Source organism: Paenisporosarcina sp. P4_B8, assembly GCF_056402175.1.
Genome location: NZ_JBFUHX010000026.1, coordinates 1 through 22414, shown reverse-complemented (window position 1 = coordinate 22414; position 22414 = coordinate 1). Strand labels below are relative to the sequence as shown.

Here is a 22414-nt window from a genome sequence, read left to right as displayed (position 1 = left end):
TCCGAAGACAGTGCAAAATCACAATGTTTTGTTGTTATTGTCGATCCACTGATACTTTCTCTCCCAAACCATCTTCATCCCGAATTTCAAACTTCCCAATTTTTCCTGGTTCAGAAAGAATTGCCGTACCTTTTACTTCGTGTTGTGAAACTTCACCTGCATTATTTTTGTATTCGACCTGGACAGTGAAATCGTAACTCTTTGGTGTGTTTTTATTCTCACTTTTAATTACTTGTATATCACTAACTTTCATTTCATACCGAACTTTTTCGTCAAAGCTTAAATATCCATAGTGATAACGAAAAGCAATAACATTAGAAATAAGGTATTCATATAGATGGTCAGTAAAGTAAGGTCCATATGTTTTTTTAACTAATTCCTCGTAGGCACGCCATTCATCTGAAACCCCAGACTCTACGTCTCCATTTACCTCGTTAGCTTCGGGTGTCCTACTGCCTATTTCAGTCATTTTCTTATCAATATTTTTAACAATACGCACATATTCTTCATTAGGAATTGTAAATTCCGATTCAAGAACAGCCTGGACTGCTTCTTTATTTTTATCTTCTAATGAAACAACCACTTCTTTTTGCTGTTCAGGAATTTCTTCCGAACAGGCGGCAAACAGAAAACACGAGCTAACCAAAAATAAGATGCCTCCAATTTTTTTGATTTGTTTATCATACATACTAATCCCCCCTGATGATTTGCGTTACGTTAAAATTATTATCTTTTGTTAATTGTAATACGTTATAAAAACTGAAAAGTTCCATTTTTCTATCTTTTACTTATTTATTCAAACCCTCCAGGCTCCCTTTTTATAAAATTAGTATTGCTATTCTCAAGTCAATTAACTGAAATAGAAAAAGCACCGCTTTTTGATACAAATCTTATAACAGATTTGTACCAATTGCGATGCTTTTAGTTATACATTTTTATTGACATTTTGCGATTTTGTACTTCATAACAGAACCAGTTAGTCTGCGACGCCTTTTTTTCTTGCCTATGGATTTTAGACTTTCACTTTCGATGAAATTTAATATGAACGATAAACATATGGTTCTTTGGGTTCTTTGGTATTTTCCCATTCTTCTACAAGCAACACTGGGATGGTGGATTTAAATGGTTGGTAATAGACTGAAGAGAGGGTTCCCTTGACATGGATCCATTGGTCATCTTCGATATTCATATTCTCAGGAAATTCAACTAACATTCCATATACACCCGAATCTGCAATACAATGAATAATACCAAATCGCAGGACGAAAAGCTGGTTTTTGTTCACAGTCTCCCCTTTAAATGTAAAACCATCAAATTCAATTGTCTTCCCAAGAAAATCCCCAGGATAATTATAGATTGTTTCCAATCCTTTAAGATAGTTTGTATCTTTAAGGATTACGCTGCTTTTGGATAGATATTTATTTTTTTCAATATCCATTAATTCATCGTAGCCTTCCTTGCCATAATAAATACTGGTATCCGGTTTCAAGTACTGAGTGACAGCATATTCATCGGTTGTTTCCATTGCCTTGAACGTAAATCCTTTCGATTTAACAATTGTAGAGTCCAGCGTTGCAATCGGCAGAAAAAAGCCAGTTAGTAAAGGAAATATAAAAATCCCATAAATGAACCATCTCTGATAAAAAGGCTTCGTTTTTTCATGGCTATGATTTCCATCACAACAAGATTCATCAGGTTCATCTTTTGACTGTTTGATATCTGTATATGCTTGGACAATTGTTAAAATGGCGAAAATGAAAATTGCGCTATAGGACAGATAGGAATACTTCATGTTAATGTATTTCGTAATATTTCCTGAAGCATGTAAATGTGCAAAGAAGAAAGTGAAAACGAGTAAAATATACGTCCTTACCAAGACTTTCCCTCCTTCATATCAATAGTGAACCGACTAAAACAAATAGGGCAATATAGCCAATTAAGATAAAGATAAAACGTTTATTGAAAACACTGAGCATCATAAGAGTATTTTTAATGTCTACCATTGGACCAAATACAAGAAATGCCACGATAGATCCGACTGAAAAAGTACTACTGAATGAAGAAGCAATAAATGCATCTGCTTCTGAACAAAGCGACATGACAAAAGCAAGAACCATCATGACAATAGATGAAGTAACGTCGGTTTGACCGATGTCCAGCAATGTAGAAGTTTTCAAGTAGGTTTGCATTGTTGCTGCAATAAATGCGCCCAAAATTAAATACTTACCGACAGAAAAGAATTCATCCACTGCATGTCGAAGCATATCCGCAAATTTGCTTTTAAACGACTGTCCCTTAGAATGATGATGATGATGATGATGATGATGAGTATTCATCTTCCCCTTTTCTAACAGTTGATTCCCCTTAAATTGATAGGACAAAATAATACCAACTGTCATTGCGACAATAAAAGCAAGTCCACTGCGGTATAACACCATGTCCCATTGATTTCCGAAAGCAATGTAAGTGGAAAATAAAACAATAGGATTGATGATTGGTCCGGTTAACATAAAAGCAATTCCTGCATGCAAAGGGACCCCTTTTAAGAGAAGTCTGCGAACAATCGGCACAATGCCACACTCACAGGCAGGAAAGAAGGCACCCAAAACAGTTGCATAGAGGACGGCCAAAAATCGATTCTTCGGGATAACTCGTGCAATCATTTCTTCCGATACAAACATTTGAAGGAATCCTGAAATAAAAACACCAATCAGCACAAAAGGTATGGATTCTATTAATATGCTGATAAAGATAGTATTTAATTGTAAAAATGATTGAGAAAACATATGACAACCCCACTAGCTAGAAAGCTTATATTTACAATACAAAATAGTATCATAGATTGTTCGTGTACATCATGAAACTTTAAACCGAGAATTTAAAAACAAAAATTTGTTCCTTTAAAGTAAAAGAATATCCTAGCAATAATAATTCTTTAAAAAAGACACCTAGAAGTAGACGTAATCGGTGCAATTCGGTTTCAATATATAACAGTTACCAAAATTTACATATATCGTTTTCCCCTCGGCATGTAACTAACTCCATTCTAAAATGTTCAAGTGTATGTAATATTTTTTATAAAAAAACCAAACCATATTAATTTTAATCCATAAAAAAACCGCCATATCGGCAGTTTTTTTTGAAGTCTTATTCAGAATCTTGTTCTTCTTGGATTTCATTGTCAACATCTTCATCAATGTTATCTTCATCGTCTCCGTCACCACATGCCCCTAGTAAACCTACTGTCAGGAAAGCTGCAGCACCAATTTCCCACCATTTTTGTCCAGCAATTGAATTCGCCATCATGTTAATTCCTCCAATTTTGTATGTTTTTTGTTCATTTAACTTATAAATTAGATACCCCTCCGATACAGGAATATAAACATTGCTTTCCTTTTTTTCAGAATTGGGTAAAATTTCTCACATATAGTATTGACATGATGAATATGATTTTGTTATGGTTACTTTATTAAATCGAAAGCAGGTGAGGTATTATGGCAAATTTAATTGAGAACGTAAAATTGYGAATTGGCATGTTCCAGGTATCTCATCACACGTATGCTTTCTAACAAGTAGAACGTTTCTTTTGTGATGTGTATGAACCGTGACTGCCTTTCGCAGCCACGGTTTTTTTATTTCCCAAGAAAATGTAAATGGACTGAAGCGCATATGGCGCATTCCAATTTTCTTATACACAAATCAGGAGGAACACACATTGAAAATGAATAACACATTGAAAACAATTAAAAATTACGGATGGAACGAGTCTTTAGAAACGAAATGGCAAGACCAATCCTCGAATGAAAAGTTGCAAACTTGCGTTATTGGACGCGTATTGCTTGAACATAAACATATGTACAGAGTGGTAACAGATGAAGGAGAATGGCTAGCTTCCCTTTCCGGAAGCTTCAAACACCAGGCACATGAACGCCGGGACTATCCGGCTGTCGGTGATTGGGTAGCGGTTGAAAAAATGCCAGGTGAAGAAAAAGGTATAATTCGAAACATACTGCCACGAACTTCTATATTTTCACGAAAAGTAGCGGGTGGTACAACGGTGGAACAAATTGTAGCCGTTAATGTAGATATCGTCTTTCTAGTCATGTCGTTGAACTTGGATTTCAACCTTCGTCGATTAGAACGATATTTGGTTGCAGCTTGGGACTCAGGCGCAAACCCTGTAATCGTTTTAACGAAAAAAGATGTCTGTGATGATCCACATTCTTATGTGGATCAAGCTGAAACGGTGGCATTTGGTGTACCGATACATGTCGTCAGCAGTGTTACCGGAGAAGGCATTGACGAACTTCAGGACTTATTGAAAGACGGCAAAACTGCTGCGCTGCTAGGCTCATCAGGTGTAGGAAAATCTTCTTTAACTAATGCACTATGCGGCGAGACTGTCATGGACGTCCAGGACATTCGAGAAGATGATGATAAAGGACGCCATACGACAACTCATCGAGAATTGTTCCGAATGCCTGAAGGCGGTCTGTTGATTGACACTCCTGGTATGCGTGAATTCCAAATGTGGGATAACAGTGAAAGTTTAGATACTGGCTTTAAGGACGTAGAGCAATTTGCGAGAACATGCCGCTTTACAGATTGCCAACATAATGGCCAACCTGGATGTGGTGTGCAGGAAGCGTTGAATAATGGCTCCCTGACACAAGAACGATATGCAAGTTATGAAAAACTAAAACGTGAGCTTGCTTACATGGAACGAAAAGCGGATGCCGCTGCCCAAAAAGCAGAGCGTGGGAAATGGAAACAAATTACGAAAGATATGCGGAAAAAACCTACTAAAAAAAGATAACAAAAATGGCCAACCTATTTCATGGGTTGGCTTTTTGTTTGATTAGGCATTTCTCAGTCTATATCTATTTAATCGGCATCACCGTTAGTTTGATTTAATCACCCAATAATTAACAACTAACTCCACTAATAATACATCTAAATACAACATTTAACTGATCAATCCTATACCAAAACAAAAAGTTGAGAACCAACCATAACAGGTCAGTTCTCAACTTTTTAAATCAAACTTTGCGATTTCATTTCATTCCCGATCCGTGCGTACATTTTCAATTCCTCGATTAAGCCATCGACTTGTTCAGCCGCTTCTTTTACTAGACCATCTCGGTCATAATCAAATGTACTCGGATCAAGCACCAACTGGCGTGGAATTGCATTGGCATAAACGCCTCGCATCACTGTACGCATATTATTCAAGCAATTGATGCCACCTTTTCCTCCACCAGCGATGGCAAGTAAGCCGACTGGTTTATGTAGAAACTGTGTACTGCCTAGGAAGTCCAATGCATTTTTCAGCGCTCCACTCATGGCACTGTGATATTCAGGTGATAACAACAATACAGCATCAGCTTCTAGCACTGCTTGACGTAAAGATTTTACAATAGACTCATTTGCTTGCTCTTCTTCTCCTGTGTACATTGGCATTTCCATTACGCTTAAATCCATTGTATGGAATCCATAAGTACGTTCGATAAATCGAGCTGCAATTGCGGTACGACCATGTTTACGTGGTCCTCCACTTATGACTAAAATTTTCATGTTCATTCTCTCCTTTTACAGTCCGCTCGGTTCAGTTAGTCCATGCTTTACTGCATAAAGTGCAGCTTGTGTGCGGTCTTGGACGTGTAGTTTTGAAAAAATATTGGATATGTGGGTTTTGACTGTTTTTTCCGTGACAAACAATGAGGAAGCGATTTCTCTATTGCTTTTCCCTTTTGTAAGCTCAGATAAAACATCTTGCTCTCTTGGTGTCAAAGGATACAACTTGTGTGGTGGATCAATTTGCGGTTCCCGGACCTTCATCAGTTCCGAGGTGGCAAGCGGATGCAACGTATTTTCCCCACGCATCAGTTTGCGGATGGATTCCACTAAATCGTCAGGTTCAATATCTTTTAGTTGATAGCCTGCAGCTCCCGCTTCAATAGCAGGAATGACATGATCACGATCTGAAAAGCTCGTAAGCATCAGCACTTCTGTTTGCGGGTACTGTTCTTTGATTTTTTTCGTTGCTTGAATCCCATCCATTATTGGCATAACTAAATCCATTAATACAATATCGGGTCTGAGACTTGCTGTCAATTCAACAGCTTCCTTCCCATTGGTCGCTTCTCCCACCACATCCATGTCTTTTTGCGTTTTCAAGAAAAATAATAAACCGCGGCGAACAACATGATGATCATCCGCAATCAGCACTCGTATCATGCAGATCCCTCCTTAATATGGCAAACGGATTAACAGTTCCGTTCCTTTTTCAATTTCACTTACCCAATCTACGGATCCACCAGCAGCCTGGGCACGGTCGCGCATACTCTGTAAACCGATGGAAGGAATTCGTACATTTGTATCCAATTGAAATCCGCATCCTTCATCTTTCAAAACGAGTAACATATCGGAAGGTGTCACCGTGATGAATAATTCAGCTTCCTGCACACCTGCATGTTTACGGACATTATTTAATCCTTCTTGTGCTATACGAAACAAAGTTTCTTCTATGCGTGATGGCAAGTTAATAACCCCGGTTACATTCACTTTCAAGGACAAACCAAGCATTTCTGCATAGCCTTTTATCCCTTCAACCAAGCCGGTTTCAAGACCCTTTGGACGTAATTGCCAAATAAGTGCACGCATTTCTGTCAAAGCTTCCTGCGTTAAATGTTGAATTTCACGAAACGTTTCTTTCACCTCTGTCTGCTCCGCCATTTCGCTTCCACCTCGCGCAGTCAACGTAACGGAAAACAAAAGCTGGTTCACTGAATCGTGTAAATCACGGGCTAATCGGTTGCGTTCCTGAACTAATGCCATTTCCTGTTCTTGCTTCGTTAAGACGATTCGTTTGATGGCTGAACCCATTTGCAAGGCAACCGATTCGAGCAACGCTAATTCGTCATTCGTAAATCCAATCGTATGGGGGGATGCTACATTCAACAGACCAAATCTTTCCTGACCTGATTGAAGCGGAACGGTTGCGTGATGTGTAATGCCTCCGTGATCACCTAATTTTGCATCGATGGCATTCTCTATCCGCTGACATTCTATCATATTCGTCGCTTTCTTGAGTTCACCATTGCGATACTTGGAAACACACCAGCAGCCGCCTTTTTGAAGATGACGACAACTATCATGTTCCAGTGCATTTGGTAAATTTTCATGTGCAATTAATTGATGCTTTCCTTTTGTATCAATGAAGAATATCCATCCTGTTTCAAACTGTGTGCCAGCTAAAAATTTTCGTAATGCGCCCTGCAGCATCGTTGTCATTTCGGTTTCTTCATTTAATAACTCGGCAATCTCTTTCAGTAAACCGATATTTGAATGTCCATTTGATTGCATACAGTCGCCTCCGTCATACCATCATTGTACTTCTTATCATACCATTCGATTTCATGCATTCGCATGAAGACAGATTCATACTTTTGACTGAAATGCTTACTCCTGAAGAGTTCTCCATAAATAAAACGTGGCATAAGCGCGCCAACCAGCCCAATTTACGGACCATCTTTCGATCTCTTCTAAAGTCGGTTTTTGTGATTCGTTGTGCACTTTTTTCAATGCATTATGTAGACCGACATCAGCTATTGGAAAAGCATCCGGATGCCTGAAACATCGCATGATGACATAGTTTGCCGACCATTTACCTATACCTCGAATGGCTGTTAACCTGGCTTCCATTTCCGTTAATGACATTCCAACAAACTGTTCCTTTGTTAATTGTTTGGTTGCTATGAGCCCAGCAACACCCATGACATATTCTGCTTTTCGCTGCGTGAAGGAAAGGCTGCGCAAATCCTCAACTTGCAATGAAGCAAGTCTCTCAGGTGTGGGGAACAACCAATACTTTTCATCTTTATATTCGATAGATTCACCATATGTTGTGACGAGCTTTTGTTTTAACGCATACGCAACGTGCAAACTTATTTGCTGCCCCATAATCGACCAACAAAGCGCTTCAAATAGATCTTCTACACCAACTATCCTGAGCCCTTTATATGCCGAGACAACTCCAGCTAATATCGCATCGTTTTCAGCTAATGTATAAAATGGGCGTAAATCACGAGATAAATCAAACCACACTTCTACGTACGCAGTCGCTGCGGTGATAGCAAGGTCACTAATCGTACTCAATTGTGGGAAAGCTATGACAAGTTCGTTATGGTTGTAAGATACTTCAATTAATAAGATTTCATTATCAATTCGAATCGCTTTTACTACGGATTGCTTTTCGAAATCCACACGGTGCAATAGTTCTCTGTTATTGCGTCCTAAGTACAACAGCAAATCGTCCCAATTAATGTCCTGTATAGATTTTCTCAATTCGTTATCTTGGTGTTTCCACATTCACTTTTTATCCCCCTTATCAACAAAACCCTATTAGCTTTTTGCTAATAGGGTCTCCAATTACTGACCGAAACGCTTATCCATGTCAGCAGTGAATTGTGTTTTTATTCGTTCAAGTTTTTCCTTGCTTTCAGCTTCAGTAGGACTTGTCACACCAATATAGTACTTGATTTTTGGTTCAGTTCCACTTGGTCTTACACAAACCCATGATCCATCTGACAGGAAATATTTCAATACATCGGCTTGTGGCAGTGTAAGTGTCTCGTCTTTGCGACCGTCAACAAAGCTGCGTGTTTGCGTCAAGTAATCTTCTTGTGATGAAATCGCAATGCCTGCAACTTCTTTCAAAGGTTGAGTTCGTAAACTGGTTAACAGACTTTTGATTTCACGTGCACCATCTGCTCCCTTTTTCGTCACGGATAGTAATCCTTCAAAATAGTAGCCATGTCTTCCAAACAAATCGTGGAGGACGTCAAGCAATGACTTACCTTGCATTTTGTAGAAAGCGGCCGCTTCTGTTATCGCTAAGACAGTTTGAATCGCATCTTTGTCACGTGCAAATGGTTTTATCAAATAGCCATAGCTTTCCTCGTAACCAAACAGGAATGTGTATTCATTTGTTTCATTGTATTGCTGAATTTTCTCCCCAATGAATTTGAATCCGGTCAGTACATCTTCTGTTGATGAACCATGGAATTCTGCTATTACTCGTCCGAGATCGGAAGTCACAATGGTTTTGAACACCCGTCCATTGGCTGGCATATTTCCTGCTTCTTTTAATTGCGTTAATAAATACTCAATTAAGATGGCACCAGTCTGATTCCCAGTCAATAAAACATAGCTGTCGCCTTGTTGCACTGCCACACCCACACGGTCTCCATCCGGATCAGCTGTAATTAATAAATCAGCCCCGGTTGTTTTACCTTGAGCCATCGCCAATTCAAAAGCACTGGCTTCTTCCGGGTTCGGTGACTTTAGTGTAGGGAATTCACCATCTGGCTTCATTTGCTCCTCTACAAATGTAAAGTTTTCGTAACCCGCTCGGTTCATCAAATTGCGTATAGTTGACCCTGATGCCCCGTGAAGAGGTGAAAATACAACAGCTAAATCATTTTTACCTATCAGGTCTTGATGATGTTGAATGGATTCGACATTTTCAAGATAGGTCTCATCAAGCTCACAACCAACCATTTGAATCAATCCATTTTCTTTAGCGTGTTCAATGTTACCAGCTTCTACTGCCAACTCATCGCCTACCTGCTGAACAAATGAAATCACAGCCTCGGCATCTGCCAGATTTAACTGGGCCCCGTCTTTCCCATAAACTTTGTAGCCGTTATACTCAGGAGGATTATGACTTGCAGTTACCACAATCCCCATAAAAGCATCCAGTTCCCTTACACTGAACGATAATTGTGGCGTAGTTCTTGGCTCTTCATATAAATAGGCTTGAATGCCATTTTTGGCAAAAGTACTTGCAGCTTCCATTGCAAATTCTGGAGACTTCCTGCGACAGTCATAGGCGATGACAATTCCTTTTTTCATCGCTTCTGTGCCAGCTGCTTTTACGTAATCCGCAACCCCTTGGGAAGCTTTACGGACAGTGTATGTATTCATGCGGTTCGTACCCGCACCAATTTCACCGCGCATCCCGCCAGTGCCAAATTCCAAGTCTTTGTAAAATGCATCTTCCAGTCGCTTTTCATCTTGGGCGATTGCTGAAAGCTGTTCTTTCAATTCAGGCTCCAATTTCTCAAAGGTAAGCCACTTTTCGGCAGTTCGTTGATAACTCAAATCTATTCCCCCATTAAAAACATTGATTAAGCAGATGAGAAATGCTTAGGCTTCATGTGCCAGTCTAGTAACTGGCACTTTAGCTTTTCTATATCTCATTGTCCTTTTTTATATTCGATACGATACACGTCATGGCGACGGTCTTTTAATTGTTTGACCGTACCATCTTGTCGTTGGCGACGTAAAATTTCTAAATCTACGTCTCCGATTAACACCATTTCCAAGTTCGGGTTCGTTTCTCCAACTATCCCGTCACGGGCAAATTCAAAATCAGACGGCGCATATATACCAGACTGTGCATATTGAATGTCCATATTTTCGGTTTGTGGCAAGTTACCGACAGTACCAGAAATAACCGTGTAAATTTGATTTTCTACCGCGCGGGCTTGTGCACAATATTTCACGCGTAAATAACCTTGTCGATCTTCTGTACAGAAAGGTGCGAATATAATATTGGCACCCATATCCGTTGCTATACGTGCAAGTTCAGGGAACTCAATATCATAACAAATTTGGATGGCGATTTTTCCGCAATCGGTGTCAAAGACGCGGACTGAATCGCCTGCACTGATTCCCCACCATTTTCGTTCGTTTGGTGTGATGTGAATCTTGTATTGTTTTTCAATCGAACCATCGCGACGGAATAAGTAGGCGATGTTGTAAATCTCATCGTCTTCTTCTTTTACGAAATGTGAACCGCCAATGATATTGACGTTGTAGCGAACTGCCAAATCGGTAAAGAGTTCGATATATTGTGGTGTGAATTCAGTCAATCGACGAATAGCACGACTCGGTGAAGGTTCATTTAAAAATGACATTAACTGAGTAGTGAAAATCTCCGGGAATACCACGAAATCAGAATGCGCATCGGATGCCACATCAACAAAGTACTCGCATTGATTTGCCAGGTCATCAAATGATTCAATAGCACGCATCATGTACTGAACGACACAGATTCGTACCGGGTAACTCGTTTTGAAATGACGTTTTGACATTGGTTTATAGTCAACATTGTTCCATTCCATCAAAGTCGCATACTTGCCTGAAGCGGTATCGTCCGGTAAGTAGTTCGGATTAATACGCATAAGGGTGAAACCGTTCATGATTTGGAAGGTCAATACTGGGTCATAAATTTTATGTCGAGACACAGCATCCACATACTCACGTGGCAACATCTCGTCTGAATGTTTATGGTAATTTGGAATACGTCCACCAATAATAATGGATTTCAGATTAAATTGACGGGCAATTTCTTTGCGTGCCTCGTATAAACGCTGTCCTACTTTCATGCGTCGATATTCTGGATGCACCATTACTTCGATGCCATACATATTGTAACCTTCTGGATTGTGATTCGTTATATAGCCGTCATCCGTGACATCTGACCACGAATGGCGGTCATCATATTCATCAAAGTTGATAATTAAACTCGAACATGAGCCGATAATATGTCCATCCAGTTCTGCGACCATCTGGCCTTCTGGAAAAATAGTTAAATGACTGCGTAGTTGGTCAACTTTCCAAGGGTCCATTCCTGGGAAGCAAAGCTTTTGCATCGCTAAAATAGGTTCTATATCATCCATGTTCGTCTGTCTGATGACCATTTTCATTTCAAATTGGGATAAATCGAATTGCTCTGACATGTAGATCGTCTCCTTCACAAAAGCTTCATACTTCATTATATAGGACTGCAGACTGCGTTGAAAATATTTTACATATTTGAAGCTTAGAATTATAATTTGATAAGAGTTTACCCTCAGAATTGGAGATTAGAACATGTCGAAAAAATCAGAGAATATGTTATTGTTTATGTGGGTCGTTTCTTTAGCAGCAACAATGGGGTCCTTATTTTTCTCAGAAATAAGGCATTATGAACCGTGTGAGTTATGTTGGATTCAACGCATTTTCATGTATCCACTCGTCTTAATTCTAGGTATCGCCTACGTGCAGAAAAATGCACGCATTGCTGTAACGACTGCTACGTTCTCCATTATTGGTGGAGCGATTTCGTTATATCATTATGGTTTACAAAAAGTCAGTTTTTTATCAGAAAACGCACCTTCCTGTGGACGTGTGTCTTGCACAGGTGAATATATCAACATCTTTGGATTCATCACGATTCCATTTTTGGCGCTGACTGCGTTTATTCTTATCGCAATTACAAGTTTCATGTTATTGAGAGCTTTAAAGGAGGAAAAGTAGAATGAAGAAGTTATTAATTATTGGCGGAATCATAGTTGCCTTATTTGCTTTATTGATTGTCCTGAACAATACATCAAACAAAAATAAATTAGCGGACAATCCTTACGGTACCAACGACTTAAAACAAGAAACTATTGATCAACTGGACGACGAAAACTATCAAAATATCATTCTACCTGATGACTTACAAGCAAAAGTAGAAAGCGGTGAACCCGTAACTGCTTATTTCTTCAGCCCGATTTGTGTTCATTGTAAAGCAATGACTCCTGTATTAATGCCAATCGTAGAAGATATGGACGTTGACTTAGTGCAATACAATATTTATGAATTTGACCAAGGCTGGGAAGATTATAAGATAGAAGCAACCCCAACTATGATTCATTTTGAAGATGGAAAAGAAGTTGCACGTATGGTCGGCAGTCAACCAAAAGAACAAATAGAAACCTTTTTCAATGAATTTGTATTAAAATAGAAGATACCGTAGACCATGTCCTCGTACATGGTCTCTTTTTAGGAGGACTGTAAATGATTAAAACATTTGAATATGAGCTGCAAACAGACAATATTACCATCGAACAACTTCTGCGCGACGATTTTCATATTGGCAAGAAAATCATGCATGAAATGCGTATGGCCAAAAGTATCGTAAATGAAAATGGAGAACCTATGGTATGGCAACATCATTACCCAAAAGGAACAAAACTTACTTTCAAGGTGAACGTGGAGCCTTCTTCTTATGTAGCGACACAAAATTGTGAAGTCCCGATTCTTTTTGAAGATGCACATATTCTGGTCGTTTCAAAGCCTGCCGATATGGCAACACATCCAAATGAGCCTGGCCAGACAGGCACTTGCATGAACCATGTCATGGCCTATATTAAAAAACAAGGTGGCGTTTATGCAGAGCATGTCCATCGTCTCGACCAAGGCACGAAAGGTTTAGTATTGATTGCCAAACATCCTCTTATTAAATCCATGTTGGATCGCATGCTTGAAGACAAACAAATCATTCGTGTCTACGAAGCGATAGTTGATGGCTACATGACTCAAAAAAATGGAACGATTCGCACACCGATTGGTAAGGATCGCCATGATTCAACCCGTCGAACAGTCTCTCCATCAGGTCAAACAGCTATCACTCACTTTGAAGTTGTGGGACAAGATTCTAATTTCACAAAAGTACACGTGATTTTGGAAACTGGACGCACGCATCAAATCCGTGTTCACTTAAGCTCTATCGGCCACCCCGTTACTGGTGACAGATTATATGGTTCAAGAACAAGAGCGGACAATTATTCACTGCAAGCGAAAAAACTACAATTTGTTCACCCGATTACGAAAGAAATGATTGTGGTCGAGGACTATAAATAACTCACCTCTCGCAGTTTCAAGAAAGTAACCGAATGAAACAACTGTATAGACAAAGAATGCGAAAGCCAAAATAAATATGTAAAAACAAAAGAGATTCCTAAGTCATCAATGACTCATGGAATCTCTTTTTGTATTGGCTTTATTATAGAATGCTGTAGAGATTAAATAACAAATAAAGAAGAGCATTTGCGGCTAGCACATATGAACGATAATAATATTATCGTTTAACAGAGCCTTTGTATTAGAAATTAAAAGAAAAATTATCTGGATCTGCCCCAGTGCGTTCGTTCAAATTCAATGAATCAATATTTTTCATATCTTCAAATGACAACTCAAAATCAAACACATCGGCATTGGCTGCAATGCGTTCTGGTGTTACCGATTTCGGAATCACTATCAGGTCATGTTGCAAATGCCAACGGATGATGATTTGAGCTGACGTCTTTCCATATTTATTCCCCATTCTTACAAGTGATGGCTCGTCCAGCAGACCGCCACGTGCCAATGGGGACCAGGATGTCACAGCGATTTGGTTGTCTGCACAAAACGTTCTTAGGTCATACTGAGTAAGACGTGGACTTAACTCGATTTGATTAACCATTGGTTTGACATTAGCTTTCGCAAAAATTTCTTCTAAGTGATGCTGTTGGTGATTGGATACTCCTGTCGCACGAATCAATTTTTCATCATACAGACGTTCGATCGCACGATATGTGTCTACGAACGTTTCTTTAACCGGCCAGTGTGTTAAATACAGATCCAAATAATCGAAACCCAATTTTTCAAGCGACGCTTCAAAAGCACGCAATGTCTGATCATACCCTTGATCGGCGTTCCACACTTTGGTTGTAACAAATACATCTTCACGTTTTAAACCAGATGCCCGAACCGATTCGCCGACCTCTTTTTCATTGGCATATAAAGAAGCAGTATCGATTGCACGATAGCCTACTTGAAGAGCCGTAGTCATCGCCTTCACTGCTTCTTCGGGATTTGTCATTTTATAAACGCCTAGACCCAGACGTGGAATCTCAATCCCGTTATGTAATGTTTTGGTGGATTGTATTGTTAAAGTCATGTTCTTCATCCTTTCCATTCCTTGTTCTTCCTTCATACATCTATTGTACAAATTGAATCTAAATTTTACGAGTGAGATGATTTTTTCATCAAAAACTATTGCACATTCCTCTAAAAGCGAATATTATATGGAATGTTGGTTATTTCGTTCGTCTTTTGAAAGGAGACACACTATGTTTCGCTTAAAAGAGCATAATACTAATGTAAAAACTGAAATCCTCGCAGGTATGACGACATTTTTGACGATGGTTTATATCGTAATCGTCAATCCGGTCATCTTGGCAGATGCTGGCGTACCTTTTGATCAAGTCTTTCTAGCAACTATTATTTCAGCAGTTGTAGGTACTTTATGGATGGGGTTATTTGCAAACTATCCTATCGCCATTGCACCAGGTATGGGTTTAAATGCATTTTTCACTTACACCGTCGTTATTTCCTCCAATGGGGAAATTAATTACATCACTGCATTTTCAGCAGTATTTATTTCCGGACTATTATTTATCCTTTTATCTTTAACACCTTTACGTAAAAAATTAATCGAAATTATCCCTGAAAATTTAAAACATGGTATTACCGCTGGTATCGGCTTGTTTATCGCTTTTATTGGCCTGCGACTATCTCATTTGGTTGAAGCTCATCCCCAAAACTTGGTGAAGCTTGGCGATTTAACAAGTGAACCAGTATTGCTGACATTGTTCGGATTGCTCATCACGTTGATATTGATGGTCATGAATGTTTACGGCGCATTATTCTACGGAATGATCGCTACAGGTATTGTTGCTTTCTTTACAGGTCAATTGAAGTTTGAGTCAACATTAATGAAACTCCCTTCTTTGCCAGAAGGCATCATTGTATGGGATCCTATTGTAGCATTTATCGATGTATACCAATATGGCATGTTCGGTATCGTTATTTCTTTCTTACTCGTTACTTTATTTGATACTACAGGTACGATGATTGGTGTTGCGAAACAAGCTGGTTTAATGAAAGGCAATACAATGCCACGTGCAAGACAAGCTTTGCTTGCAGATTCAGTTGCGACGACTGTTGGAGCAATGTTTGGTACTAGTCCTACATCTGCTTACATCGAGTCATCTTCAGGTGTAGCTGTAGGTGGTCGTACAGGTTTAACTTCCGTTACGGTCGCAGTATTATTCATCATTGCAGCTTTCTTTGGACCACTAGTTTCTTCACTATCAAGTGTAGCTGCCATTACTGCACCAGCTTTGATTATTGTCGGTAGTTTGATGATCAGTGCAGTGAAGCATATCGATTGGGATTCTTTCGACGAGGCATTCCCTGCTTTCATAATTATTTTAACAATGCCACTGACATCAAGTATTGCCACGGGTATTGAACTCGGATTCATCCTTTATCCATTATTGAAAATCTTTAAAGGCCAGGCACGAAAAGTACATCCGTTACTATATATCTTCGCTGCTCTGTTCCTGTATCAGTTACTATTCTTGCCTCATTAATATAAAAACGACTGGAGCCTTTTGACTTCAGTCGTTTTTTCGTTTATGAATCGGTTCAGCTTCATCCGATTGTGCAGGATCGGAAACTCGATGATCTTTTTTTAATTCATGTTCATCACGCATTTTTTCCATTTGACGGCCAAGCTGTTTCATCTCTTCCATCGATGAAGCCATTGAACCATTCTCAGGATCTCGTTCTTTTTTCGACATGTTCGCTCAGCTCCTTTTTGCTATCGTATAAGAACCTTACAGAGAAAGCAACATTTGCATTGAACGAATTTCGCCATATTTGTATCGAGGAGAATATTTCTTTTTGAAATGAAGTAAGCTATACTTAGGTATGATATTGTAATACTCTCAAAAGGAGGCAACAAAAATGAGCTTACTACTTATTCTTGGTGTTACTGTTGCATTCCTTGCTGCGATCTTCACGGCAGGGTACGATGACAAACCAGGTGCATCTGAAAAGAAATAATCATGTAAAACGGGATTGCTATAATTAGCAATCCCGTTTTTTTAATCTAAATTCGGATAATCTTGTTGACGCAGTGCTTCATAAATTAAAATAGCAGCTGTATTAGACAAATTTAATGAGCGTACATTATCATTCATAGGAATACGTAGGCAACGGTCTTGATTTGCATCAATCAATTCACGAGGCAAACCAGACGTTTCTTTTCCGAAGACGAAAAAGAAATCTTTCTCAATCTCGCTATAGTTATATGTAGTATGTGGTTTAGACCCATGCTTCGTAAGGAAGAAAAACTCCCCTTCAGGATATTTGGCAAATAACTCGTCTAAAGCGTCATAATAGTGAATATCAACATGCTCCCAGTAATCGAGCCCTGCACGTTTTAGCATTTTATCGTCGGTTGAAAACCCTAATGGTCGTATTAAATGTAATTTCGTATCCGTCCCTGCACACGTACGTGCAATGTTACCTGTATTTGCTGGGATAAGTGGTTGATAAAGTACCACATGTATAGCCATTTCCGTCACTTCCTCAATGTTTGGTTTCAAAGGATATCCCTTTGAGAATTTCTTTAATCACTTCTGGATCTTTCTCTACTGTTAATGCTTTTTGCAAAGCTTCCATTCCTTCAGATGTACCAATCTTACCTATGGCCCATGCAGCTGTGCCACGAATCACCGGTCGTTCATCAGATTGGAGTAAGTCAATCAAATTCGGAATGGCACTTTCTTCTTTAAAATGTGCCAGTGCTAAAATTGCATTCCTTTGGATGGGTTTCTTACCTCTCCAGGAACCAGACACATGGCCGAATTTAGTTTTGAATTCCTTGTTGCTCATTTTCAACAATGGTAATAGCAACGGCTTTGCAATTTCAGGGTCAGGCTGAAAATCAATTTGATGCATATTGAATTTACCTTTGTTTTTCGGACAAACCGTTTGGCAAGTATCACATCCATAGATGCGGTTTCCGATTTTGGTTCGGAACTCATCTGGCAAAAATGTTTTGGTCTGAGTCAAAAAAGCAATACATCGTTGCGCATTGAGCTGACCACCTTCAATCAACGCACCAGTCGGGCAAACGTCCAAACACAATCGACAATCTCCACATTCATCTTCCATTGGTGTATCAGGTGCGAAGGGAATGTTCGTAATAATCTCTCCCAAATAAACATAGGATCCAAATTCGGGCGTAATAACCGAACAATTTTTAGCGCTCCATCCGATTCCCGCACGTTCGGCAACAGCCCGATCAGACAACTCTCCTGTGTCCACCATAGAGCGTGTTTTAGCGTCTTCAATATGTTCCGCTATAAACAGCTCCAATTTAGCTAAACGGTCCCTTAACACTGTATGATAGTCCATTCCCCAAGAGGCTCTGGCAAAAATACCCCGTCGCTCACCTTTCTTCCCTTGCGGTGCATTTTCCATGCGGGATGGATAGGCAATGGCGATTGAAATAATACTCTCTGCTTCGTTCAATAAAAGCGATGGAACTGTTCTTTTTTCAAGGTCAGGCTCTTCAAAGCCTGATTGGTACCCCAGTTCCTGCTGGCGTTTCAATCGATTCTTCAACTCACGAAAAGGATCGGAAGAAGCAAAGCCGATTTTATCGATGCCAATGGAATGTGCATAAGTTATTAGTTCTTGTTGAAATTGATTGACATTCATAAAACTTCTCCCTCCTTGTGATAAACTATTGAAAAACGAATTGTAGGTGAAAGCATGAAAGCTTCTATAGAATCGTCCATTTTTCAAATCGACGAATTTATTAAAATAGGCATTAACCATTATACCAAATTTGTCATCTCAGAATCGCCCCAAATGTTAAAAGGACGCATGCAATTATTTCAAGAACACTTATTTTTTGACTTACAAGATAATGAATTGACTGATTATGAAGGAATTAAAGAATGGCGGGCTCTTTGGAAAAAGTTTGGAGCCGATCCCGGTCGTTATCGCCCCTCCATGGAGGCCATGATGCGTCGAATTCGTAATCAAAACTATTTACAGCCTTTAAACAGTGGTGTGGATTTAAATAACTTCTTTTCCTTGCAATACGAAATCCCTGTTGGTCTTTATGATTTATCTCATGTAGAAAGTGATATTCACATAAAACTAGGAGTATCTGACACTACATATACCGGAATCAATGGACGTGAAAATAATCTACAGGGCATGCTTACCATCCAAGATACCATAGGTCCATTTGGCAGCCCTTTTGTCGATTCACTCCGCACCGCTGTTAGTGAACAAACCGTTGACGCTTTACAATTTTTCTTTTTAAAGCCTTCCATGTCGATTGAGGCTGCAGAGCAGCTAGTAACTGCGGCTGGGAAAATGTTTACACAAGTTAACGGAGGAAATTTTTCATCCGTAATTTTATCTAAAGAGCAGGTTCAGGCTAACTTGCCAACTATATCATGATTGCATAGAAAAACCGCTTCAATCGAAGCGGTTTTTTCTATTCGTTTTTGTTCTGTTCCCTAATGATCGTTTCTAAACCAGCATAAGTTGATCTGAAAGTTGGAATTTCTCTTTCTTGTAATAAACAACGGCTAATTTTACATTTGTCATTGCTATCATCTGACTATCGCATGTTTTTAAGACATAATGCTCATGCCAATCCAAAAAATGTGAAATAAGAAAACACTTAGATAACAGGCATTGGCAAAACTCAATACGTATTTAAAACTTTTACCAAACTGTTGGAATGGATATTTTAAAATAAATACTGCAAAAAGGGTGCTTAAAAACAGTTTAATTATGAGAATAGTAAACGGGTCTAACTTTATTAATAGTGGATTAGCTTCGGAGATAATCAACATCGTGATTCCGACATATGTGGCAATTCCATCCAAACTATTTAATACAACTAACAGCCAAGCCCAGCCAACCATTTTATCACCTTTATCCTTATTTGATATATTCAATGTGGTCATGTGAGTAGCGACTTAATCATATCTTTATATATCTCCTTCACCAGAAACTCGTCCATCTAATAAAGGATTTCACAGTGCATTTATTGGATCATTTATATTAGAAAAACAGACTGGAGAAATGACCTATTTGAAAATCAAGATACTTTCATTTGTAACTTCATACACCATGCTTTCATTTTATTTCTATTTTGTACCCTTGCTGATTCCAATGAATGATATTGTCAGATTCCTGCATCTGCTTAGCTTCTTTCCGGTGGCATACCTCCTGGCCAAGAAATTCTTTGGTAAAGGATTTGAAAGCTATGGCTTGATTTTCTTTAAAGGTTGGCAAAAGAACCTAGGCATCGGATTATTAATTGGTTTTATTGGTTGGAGTTTATTATTTGGAGTCCGAATGATATTAGAGGAATATATCGTAACTGGTACAAAATCAATCTCTGATGGCTTGATTGTGCTTTTAATAATCTGTGCAGGATTCGGCGTAGGATCTTTAATCAGCGATATGATTGTTAGAGGACTGGTTTTTCACCATTTTCACAAGCGTGTGTCATTTGGAATGCTGATTGTAATATCGGTAATCCTTTATACGCTTGACGATATTTGGATAGAAGGATTGACGTTAAATAACTTTATTTTTTCAGCCTGCCTGGGTATCAGCTTGGCTTATGCCTTTTACAGGACCCATTCAATTTGGGCAAATACAGGATTGCACGCTGGATTAAATATTGCATATGGACTGTTTTATGGAGTATCTGGGAACCTCGGGGAGGGAATCATTCAATTTAAAGCAGTGGAGTCCAATTTTTTCTTATCTCCATGGCTTTCATCTTTATTCGCACATCTGTTATTTCTGATTGTATACTTGGGCAGAACTTGGTTTGTTCAACCTTCCTTTACAGAAGAGTTATTTACAACCCAATCCGAATTCAAGGAAAGTCAAAATCCAATAACTCCTTAATACAAGATACGCGTGTGTAATACCATTTAATAAACTTAGGCTTCGGTTCGCTCAATTGGCATATTTTACATCGTTTATGTAGCGAACTAAAGATAATACTCAATAGTGCGGGGCTTGGGTTGATAAGCCATGTTATTTTTCTCGCATAAAACGCTTAAGCATTTTGCTTAGGCGTTTTTTTTGTAACTAATCAATATGATGGATTTGAATAAACTGGGGCTTTCAGAACATCCTAACAGGAAATGGAGGTGAGTTTCTTTGACTACAGATAAAGGCAATATCAAACAAAAAGAAAATAAAAACTTGAAGAAGGCAAGATTTGATCGTGAAGAATTTGGCCATGGATACGATTTAAGTCCAGATGATTTAGATATTATAGGTCAAAACAAAGCAGCAAAAACAAATACGAAAAAGGCGGCCAATCACCCCGTCAATAATGATAAAAAGAACGATCAGAGGTAAACCGTTGTACTTTCAGTATTCCCTATTATTTATATAAAATTAAAAAAGCAGTATCTACATAAGTAGATACTGCTTTTTTAATGATACCCGAGGCCAGACTCGAACTGGCACGCCTTGCGGCACCGCATTTTGAGTGCGGCGTGTCTGCCATTCCACCACTCGGGCAAATCAATACATGCAGACATATGAAAGTATATATGGAGGCGGCAACCGGATTTGAACCGGTGATAAAGGTGTTGCAGACCTGTGCCTTACCACTTGGCTATGCCGCCAAATCATGTTGGAGCGGAAGACGAGGTTCGAACTCGCGACCCCCACCTTGGCAAGGTGGTGTTCTACCACTGAACTACTTCCGCAAAAATACTGGGGTACCTGGATTCGAACCAGGGCGTGACGGAATCAAAATCCGTTGCCTTACCGCTTGGCTATACCCCACTAATAAGATGGGGCGAACGAGGGGAATTGAACCCCCGAATGTCGGAATCACAATCCGATGCGTTAACCACTTCGCCACGCCCGCCACAATGTTAGTATATGCTTTTTTAAGTAAATTTGTTAAAAATGGGGCGACTGAAGGGAATTGAACCCTCGAATGTCGGAATCACAATCCGATGCGTTAACCACTTCGCCACAACCGCCACTATAATATAAAATTGGCAGGGGCAGTAGGAATTGAACCCACACTGGAGGTTTTGGAGACCTCAGTTCTACCTTTAAACTATGCCCCTAAAGTTGGTGGAGGGGGGCGGATTCGAACCGCCGAACCCGAAGGAACGGATTTACAGTCCGTCGTGTTTAGCCACTTCACTACCCCTCCAATTGAAGATGGTGCCGGCGAAAGGAGTCGAACCCTCGACCTACTGATTACAAGTCAGTTGCTCTACCAACTGAGCTACACCGGCGGGAAAAAATATAATGGTGGCTCAGGACGGAATCGAACCGCCGACACAAGGATTTTCAGTCCTTTGCTCTACCGACTGAGCTACTGAGCCACATTCGAATTGTACTAAGCTTCGAATCTCGTTGTCAGCTTCATTCGTTCGTTCAGTCACGTACGTTAGTACGCTCCTTCACTTACTCATTTTGCTTCCTAGACCTTCTTTGCTTATTCCAATTCTTAACACTTCATAAAAAATGGCGGTCCCGACGGGAATCGAACCCGCGATCTCCTGCGTGACAGGCAGGCATGTTAACCGCTACACCACGGGACCATTTGGTTGCGGGGGCAGGATTTGAACCTGCGACCTTTGGGTTATGAGCCCAACGAGCTACCGTGCTGCTCCACCCCGCG

The 22414-nt window shown here is 39.6% G+C and carries 23 protein-coding genes and 12 tRNA genes; 8 read left to right on the top strand and 27 right to left on the bottom strand.

From position 1 onward, the window contains the following. Positions 1–34: 34 nt before the first annotated feature. From AC1DSK_RS16370 to AC1DSK_RS16355, 4 genes are all read right to left on the bottom strand, one after another. A complete protein-coding gene (locus tag AC1DSK_RS16370; protein ID WP_477547665.1) occupies positions 35–688 on the bottom strand; it encodes a hypothetical protein in 654 nt (217 codons plus the stop codon). Between the two features lie 348 nt (positions 689–1036). Further along, positions 1037–1876, bottom strand: a complete 840-nt coding sequence (locus AC1DSK_RS16365) for a TIGR03943 family putative permease subunit (RefSeq protein WP_477547664.1) — start codon at positions 1874–1876, stop codon at positions 1037–1039. 13 nt (positions 1877–1889) lie between these two features. Beyond that, positions 1890–2786, bottom strand: coding sequence for a permease (locus AC1DSK_RS16360; RefSeq protein WP_477547663.1), 897 nt, complete (start codon positions 2784–2786; stop codon positions 1890–1892). A gap of 361 nt (positions 2787–3147) precedes the next feature. Next, complete coding sequence (locus AC1DSK_RS16355) at positions 3148–3306, bottom strand: hypothetical protein (protein ID WP_477547662.1); 159 nt, start codon at positions 3304–3306, stop codon at positions 3148–3150. 415 nt (positions 3307–3721) lie between these two features. Here AC1DSK_RS16355 and rsgA point away from each other — a divergent pair, with 415 nt between their 5' ends. Beyond that, positions 3722–4816 carry a ribosome small subunit-dependent GTPase A gene (gene rsgA, locus AC1DSK_RS16350; protein ID WP_477547787.1) on the top strand — a complete coding sequence of 365 codons (1095 nt, stop codon included), beginning with the start codon at positions 3722–3724 and terminating at the stop codon, positions 4814–4816. A 218-nt stretch (positions 4817–5034) separates the two neighbouring features. Here rsgA and AC1DSK_RS16345 read toward each other — a convergent pair whose 3' ends face one another. The 6 genes from AC1DSK_RS16345 to AC1DSK_RS16320 all read right to left on the bottom strand — a co-directional run bounded on the left by AC1DSK_RS16345 (position 5035) and on the right by AC1DSK_RS16320 (position 11807). Continuing rightward, positions 5035–5574 carry an NADPH-dependent FMN reductase gene (locus tag AC1DSK_RS16345; protein ID WP_477547661.1) on the bottom strand — a complete coding sequence of 180 codons (540 nt, stop codon included), beginning with the start codon at positions 5572–5574 and terminating at the stop codon, positions 5035–5037. 15 nt (positions 5575–5589) lie between these two features. Next, positions 5590–6237: a response regulator gene (locus AC1DSK_RS16340; protein WP_016429201.1), complete on the bottom strand. Its 648-nt coding sequence runs from the start codon at positions 6235–6237 to the stop codon at positions 5590–5592. A gap of 12 nt (positions 6238–6249) precedes the next feature. Then, positions 6250–7365, bottom strand: coding sequence for a GAF domain-containing sensor histidine kinase (locus AC1DSK_RS16335; RefSeq protein ID WP_477547660.1), 1116 nt, complete (start codon positions 7363–7365; stop codon positions 6250–6252). 96 nt (positions 7366–7461) lie between these two features. Then, entirely contained in the window at positions 7462–8370 is a 909-nt protein-coding gene (locus AC1DSK_RS16330; protein ID WP_477547659.1) for a DNA-3-methyladenine glycosylase family protein, read from the bottom strand. A gap of 60 nt (positions 8371–8430) precedes the next feature. Continuing rightward, complete coding sequence (locus tag AC1DSK_RS16325) at positions 8431–10164, bottom strand: phospho-sugar mutase (protein ID WP_477547658.1); 1734 nt, start codon at positions 10162–10164, stop codon at positions 8431–8433. A gap of 95 nt (positions 10165–10259) precedes the next feature. Beyond that, positions 10260–11807 carry a carbon-nitrogen hydrolase family protein gene (locus AC1DSK_RS16320; RefSeq protein ID WP_016429205.1) on the bottom strand — a complete coding sequence of 516 codons (1548 nt, stop codon included), beginning with the start codon at positions 11805–11807 and terminating at the stop codon, positions 10260–10262. A 133-nt stretch (positions 11808–11940) separates the two neighbouring features. Here AC1DSK_RS16320 and AC1DSK_RS16315 point away from each other — a divergent pair, with 133 nt between their 5' ends. The 3 genes from AC1DSK_RS16315 to AC1DSK_RS16305 are packed head-to-tail and all read left to right on the top strand — an operon-like array spanning position 11941 to position 13737. Next, the gene (locus tag AC1DSK_RS16315) at positions 11941–12366 is read left to right on the top strand and encodes a disulfide oxidoreductase (RefSeq protein ID WP_477547657.1); all 426 of its coding nucleotides are present in this window, start codon (positions 11941–11943) and stop codon (positions 12364–12366) included. A gap of 1 nt (position 12367) precedes the next feature. Further along, positions 12368–12838: a thioredoxin family protein gene (locus AC1DSK_RS16310; protein ID WP_477547656.1), complete on the top strand. Its 471-nt coding sequence runs from the start codon at positions 12368–12370 to the stop codon at positions 12836–12838. A 53-nt stretch (positions 12839–12891) separates the two neighbouring features. Then, positions 12892–13737: an RluA family pseudouridine synthase gene (locus tag AC1DSK_RS16305; protein WP_477547655.1), complete on the top strand. Its 846-nt coding sequence runs from the start codon at positions 12892–12894 to the stop codon at positions 13735–13737. A 241-nt stretch (positions 13738–13978) separates the two neighbouring features. On the opposite strand, the gene AC1DSK_RS16300 is transcribed toward AC1DSK_RS16305, so the two are convergent. After that, on the bottom strand, positions 13979–14815 hold the full coding sequence (locus tag AC1DSK_RS16300; protein WP_477547654.1) for an aldo/keto reductase: 837 nt from the start codon (positions 14813–14815) through the stop codon (positions 13979–13981). A 172-nt stretch (positions 14816–14987) separates the two neighbouring features. Between AC1DSK_RS16300 and AC1DSK_RS16295 the strand changes: the two genes are divergently transcribed. After that, positions 14988–16292, top strand: coding sequence for an NCS2 family permease (locus tag AC1DSK_RS16295; protein WP_477547653.1), 1305 nt, complete (start codon positions 14988–14990; stop codon positions 16290–16292). A gap of 27 nt (positions 16293–16319) precedes the next feature. Here AC1DSK_RS16295 and AC1DSK_RS16290 read toward each other — a convergent pair whose 3' ends face one another. The 3 genes from AC1DSK_RS16290 to queG form a co-directional block, all read right to left on the bottom strand. Next, a complete protein-coding gene (locus AC1DSK_RS16290) occupies positions 16320–16502 on the bottom strand; it encodes a hypothetical protein (protein WP_016429211.1) in 183 nt (60 codons plus the stop codon). Between the two features lie 306 nt (positions 16503–16808). After that, a complete protein-coding gene (trmL, locus tag AC1DSK_RS16285) occupies positions 16809–17282 on the bottom strand; it encodes a tRNA (uridine(34)/cytosine(34)/5-carboxymethylaminomethyluridine(34)-2'-O)-methyltransferase TrmL (RefSeq protein ID WP_477547786.1) in 474 nt (157 codons plus the stop codon). 13 nt (positions 17283–17295) lie between these two features. Beyond that, complete coding sequence (gene queG, locus AC1DSK_RS16280) at positions 17296–18432, bottom strand: tRNA epoxyqueuosine(34) reductase QueG (protein WP_477547652.1); 1137 nt, start codon at positions 18430–18432, stop codon at positions 17296–17298. 54 nt (positions 18433–18486) lie between these two features. Here queG and AC1DSK_RS16275 point away from each other — a divergent pair, with 54 nt between their 5' ends. Then, positions 18487–19188: a B3/B4 domain-containing protein gene (locus AC1DSK_RS16275; protein ID WP_477547651.1), complete on the top strand. Its 702-nt coding sequence runs from the start codon at positions 18487–18489 to the stop codon at positions 19186–19188. A 176-nt stretch (positions 19189–19364) separates the two neighbouring features. Here AC1DSK_RS16275 and AC1DSK_RS16270 read toward each other — a convergent pair whose 3' ends face one another. After that, positions 19365–19703: a DUF5658 family protein gene (locus AC1DSK_RS16270; RefSeq protein WP_477547650.1), complete on the bottom strand. Its 339-nt coding sequence runs from the start codon at positions 19701–19703 to the stop codon at positions 19365–19367. 127 nt (positions 19704–19830) lie between these two features. On the opposite strand from AC1DSK_RS16270, the gene AC1DSK_RS16265 reads away from it, so the two are divergent. Both AC1DSK_RS16265 and AC1DSK_RS16260 read left to right on the top strand, forming a co-directional pair. After that, positions 19831–20661 carry a CPBP family glutamic-type intramembrane protease gene (locus AC1DSK_RS16265; protein ID WP_477547649.1) on the top strand — a complete coding sequence of 277 codons (831 nt, stop codon included), beginning with the start codon at positions 19831–19833 and terminating at the stop codon, positions 20659–20661. Between the two features lie 258 nt (positions 20662–20919). Continuing rightward, complete coding sequence (locus AC1DSK_RS16260) at positions 20920–21123, top strand: hypothetical protein (RefSeq protein WP_342543037.1); 204 nt, start codon at positions 20920–20922, stop codon at positions 21121–21123. A gap of 84 nt (positions 21124–21207) precedes the next feature. On the opposite strand, the gene AC1DSK_RS16255 is transcribed toward AC1DSK_RS16260, so the two are convergent. The 12 genes from AC1DSK_RS16255 to AC1DSK_RS16200 form a co-directional block, all read right to left on the bottom strand. After that, positions 21208–21288 (bottom strand) — tRNA-Leu (locus AC1DSK_RS16255). 33 nt (positions 21289–21321) lie between these two features. Next, positions 21322–21395, bottom strand: a tRNA-Cys gene (locus AC1DSK_RS16250). A gap of 9 nt (positions 21396–21404) precedes the next feature. Further along, a tRNA-Gly gene (locus AC1DSK_RS16245) sits at positions 21405–21479 on the bottom strand. Positions 21480–21486: 7 nt separating this feature from the next. Continuing rightward, a tRNA-Gln gene (locus AC1DSK_RS16240) sits at positions 21487–21558 on the bottom strand. Positions 21559–21567: 9 nt separating this feature from the next. Next, positions 21568–21643 (bottom strand) — tRNA-His (locus tag AC1DSK_RS16235). Positions 21644–21685: 42 nt separating this feature from the next. Then, positions 21686–21761 (bottom strand) — tRNA-His (locus tag AC1DSK_RS16230). A gap of 16 nt (positions 21762–21777) precedes the next feature. Continuing rightward, positions 21778–21851 (bottom strand) — tRNA-Trp (locus tag AC1DSK_RS16225). 5 nt (positions 21852–21856) lie between these two features. After that, positions 21857–21940 (bottom strand) — tRNA-Tyr (locus tag AC1DSK_RS16220). Positions 21941–21949: 9 nt separating this feature from the next. Continuing rightward, positions 21950–22025, bottom strand: a tRNA-Thr gene (locus AC1DSK_RS16215). A 14-nt stretch (positions 22026–22039) separates the two neighbouring features. Then, positions 22040–22115, bottom strand: a tRNA-Phe gene (locus AC1DSK_RS16210). Between the two features lie 143 nt (positions 22116–22258). Continuing rightward, a tRNA-Asp gene (locus AC1DSK_RS16205) sits at positions 22259–22334 on the bottom strand. A gap of 3 nt (positions 22335–22337) precedes the next feature. Beyond that, positions 22338–22414: transfer RNA gene (locus AC1DSK_RS16200), tRNA-Met, on the bottom strand.

Excerpts from the sequence above, each read along its gene's own strand:
- AC1DSK_RS16370 (WP_477547665.1), bottom strand. The coding sequence starts at position 688 with ATGTATGATAAACAAATCAAAAAAATTGGAGGCATCTTATTTTTGGTT.
- AC1DSK_RS16360 (WP_477547663.1), bottom strand. The coding sequence starts at position 2,786 with ATGTTTTCTCAATCATTTTTACAATTAAATACTATCTTTATCAGCATA.
- AC1DSK_RS16355 (WP_477547662.1), bottom strand. The coding sequence starts at position 3,306 with ATGATGGCGAATTCAATTGCTGGACAAAAATGGTGGGAAATTGGTGCT.
- rsgA (WP_477547787.1), top strand. The coding sequence starts at position 3,722 with ATGAATAACACATTGAAAACAATTAAAAATTACGGATGGAACGAGTCT.
- AC1DSK_RS16345 (WP_477547661.1), bottom strand. The coding sequence starts at position 5,574 with ATGAAAATTTTAGTCATAAGTGGAGGACCACGTAAACATGGTCGTACC.
- AC1DSK_RS16340 (WP_016429201.1), bottom strand. The coding sequence starts at position 6,237 with ATGATACGAGTGCTGATTGCGGATGATCATCATGTTGTTCGCCGCGGT.
- AC1DSK_RS16335 (WP_477547660.1), bottom strand. The coding sequence starts at position 7,365 with ATGCAATCAAATGGACATTCAAATATCGGTTTACTGAAAGAGATTGCC.
- AC1DSK_RS16330 (WP_477547659.1), bottom strand. The coding sequence starts at position 8,370 with ATGTGGAAACACCAAGATAACGAATTGAGAAAATCTATACAGGACATT.
- AC1DSK_RS16320 (WP_016429205.1), bottom strand. The coding sequence starts at position 11,807 with ATGTCAGAGCAATTCGATTTATCCCAATTTGAAATGAAAATGGTCATC.
- AC1DSK_RS16315 (WP_477547657.1), top strand. The coding sequence starts at position 11,941 with ATGTCGAAAAAATCAGAGAATATGTTATTGTTTATGTGGGTCGTTTCT.
- AC1DSK_RS16310 (WP_477547656.1), top strand. The coding sequence starts at position 12,368 with ATGAAGAAGTTATTAATTATTGGCGGAATCATAGTTGCCTTATTTGCT.
- AC1DSK_RS16305 (WP_477547655.1), top strand. The coding sequence starts at position 12,892 with ATGATTAAAACATTTGAATATGAGCTGCAAACAGACAATATTACCATC.
- AC1DSK_RS16300 (WP_477547654.1), bottom strand. The coding sequence starts at position 14,815 with ATGACTTTAACAATACAATCCACCAAAACATTACATAACGGGATTGAG.
- AC1DSK_RS16295 (WP_477547653.1), top strand. The coding sequence starts at position 14,988 with ATGTTTCGCTTAAAAGAGCATAATACTAATGTAAAAACTGAAATCCTC.
- AC1DSK_RS16290 (WP_016429211.1), bottom strand. The coding sequence starts at position 16,502 with ATGTCGAAAAAAGAACGAGATCCTGAGAATGGTTCAATGGCTTCATCG.
- trmL (WP_477547786.1), bottom strand. The coding sequence starts at position 17,282 with ATGGCTATACATGTGGTACTTTATCAACCACTTATCCCAGCAAATACA.
- queG (WP_477547652.1), bottom strand. The coding sequence starts at position 18,432 with ATGAATGTCAATCAATTTCAACAAGAACTAATAACTTATGCACATTCC.
- AC1DSK_RS16275 (WP_477547651.1), top strand. The coding sequence starts at position 18,487 with ATGAAAGCTTCTATAGAATCGTCCATTTTTCAAATCGACGAATTTATT.
- AC1DSK_RS16270 (WP_477547650.1), bottom strand. The coding sequence starts at position 19,703 with ATGACCACATTGAATATATCAAATAAGGATAAAGGTGATAAAATGGTT.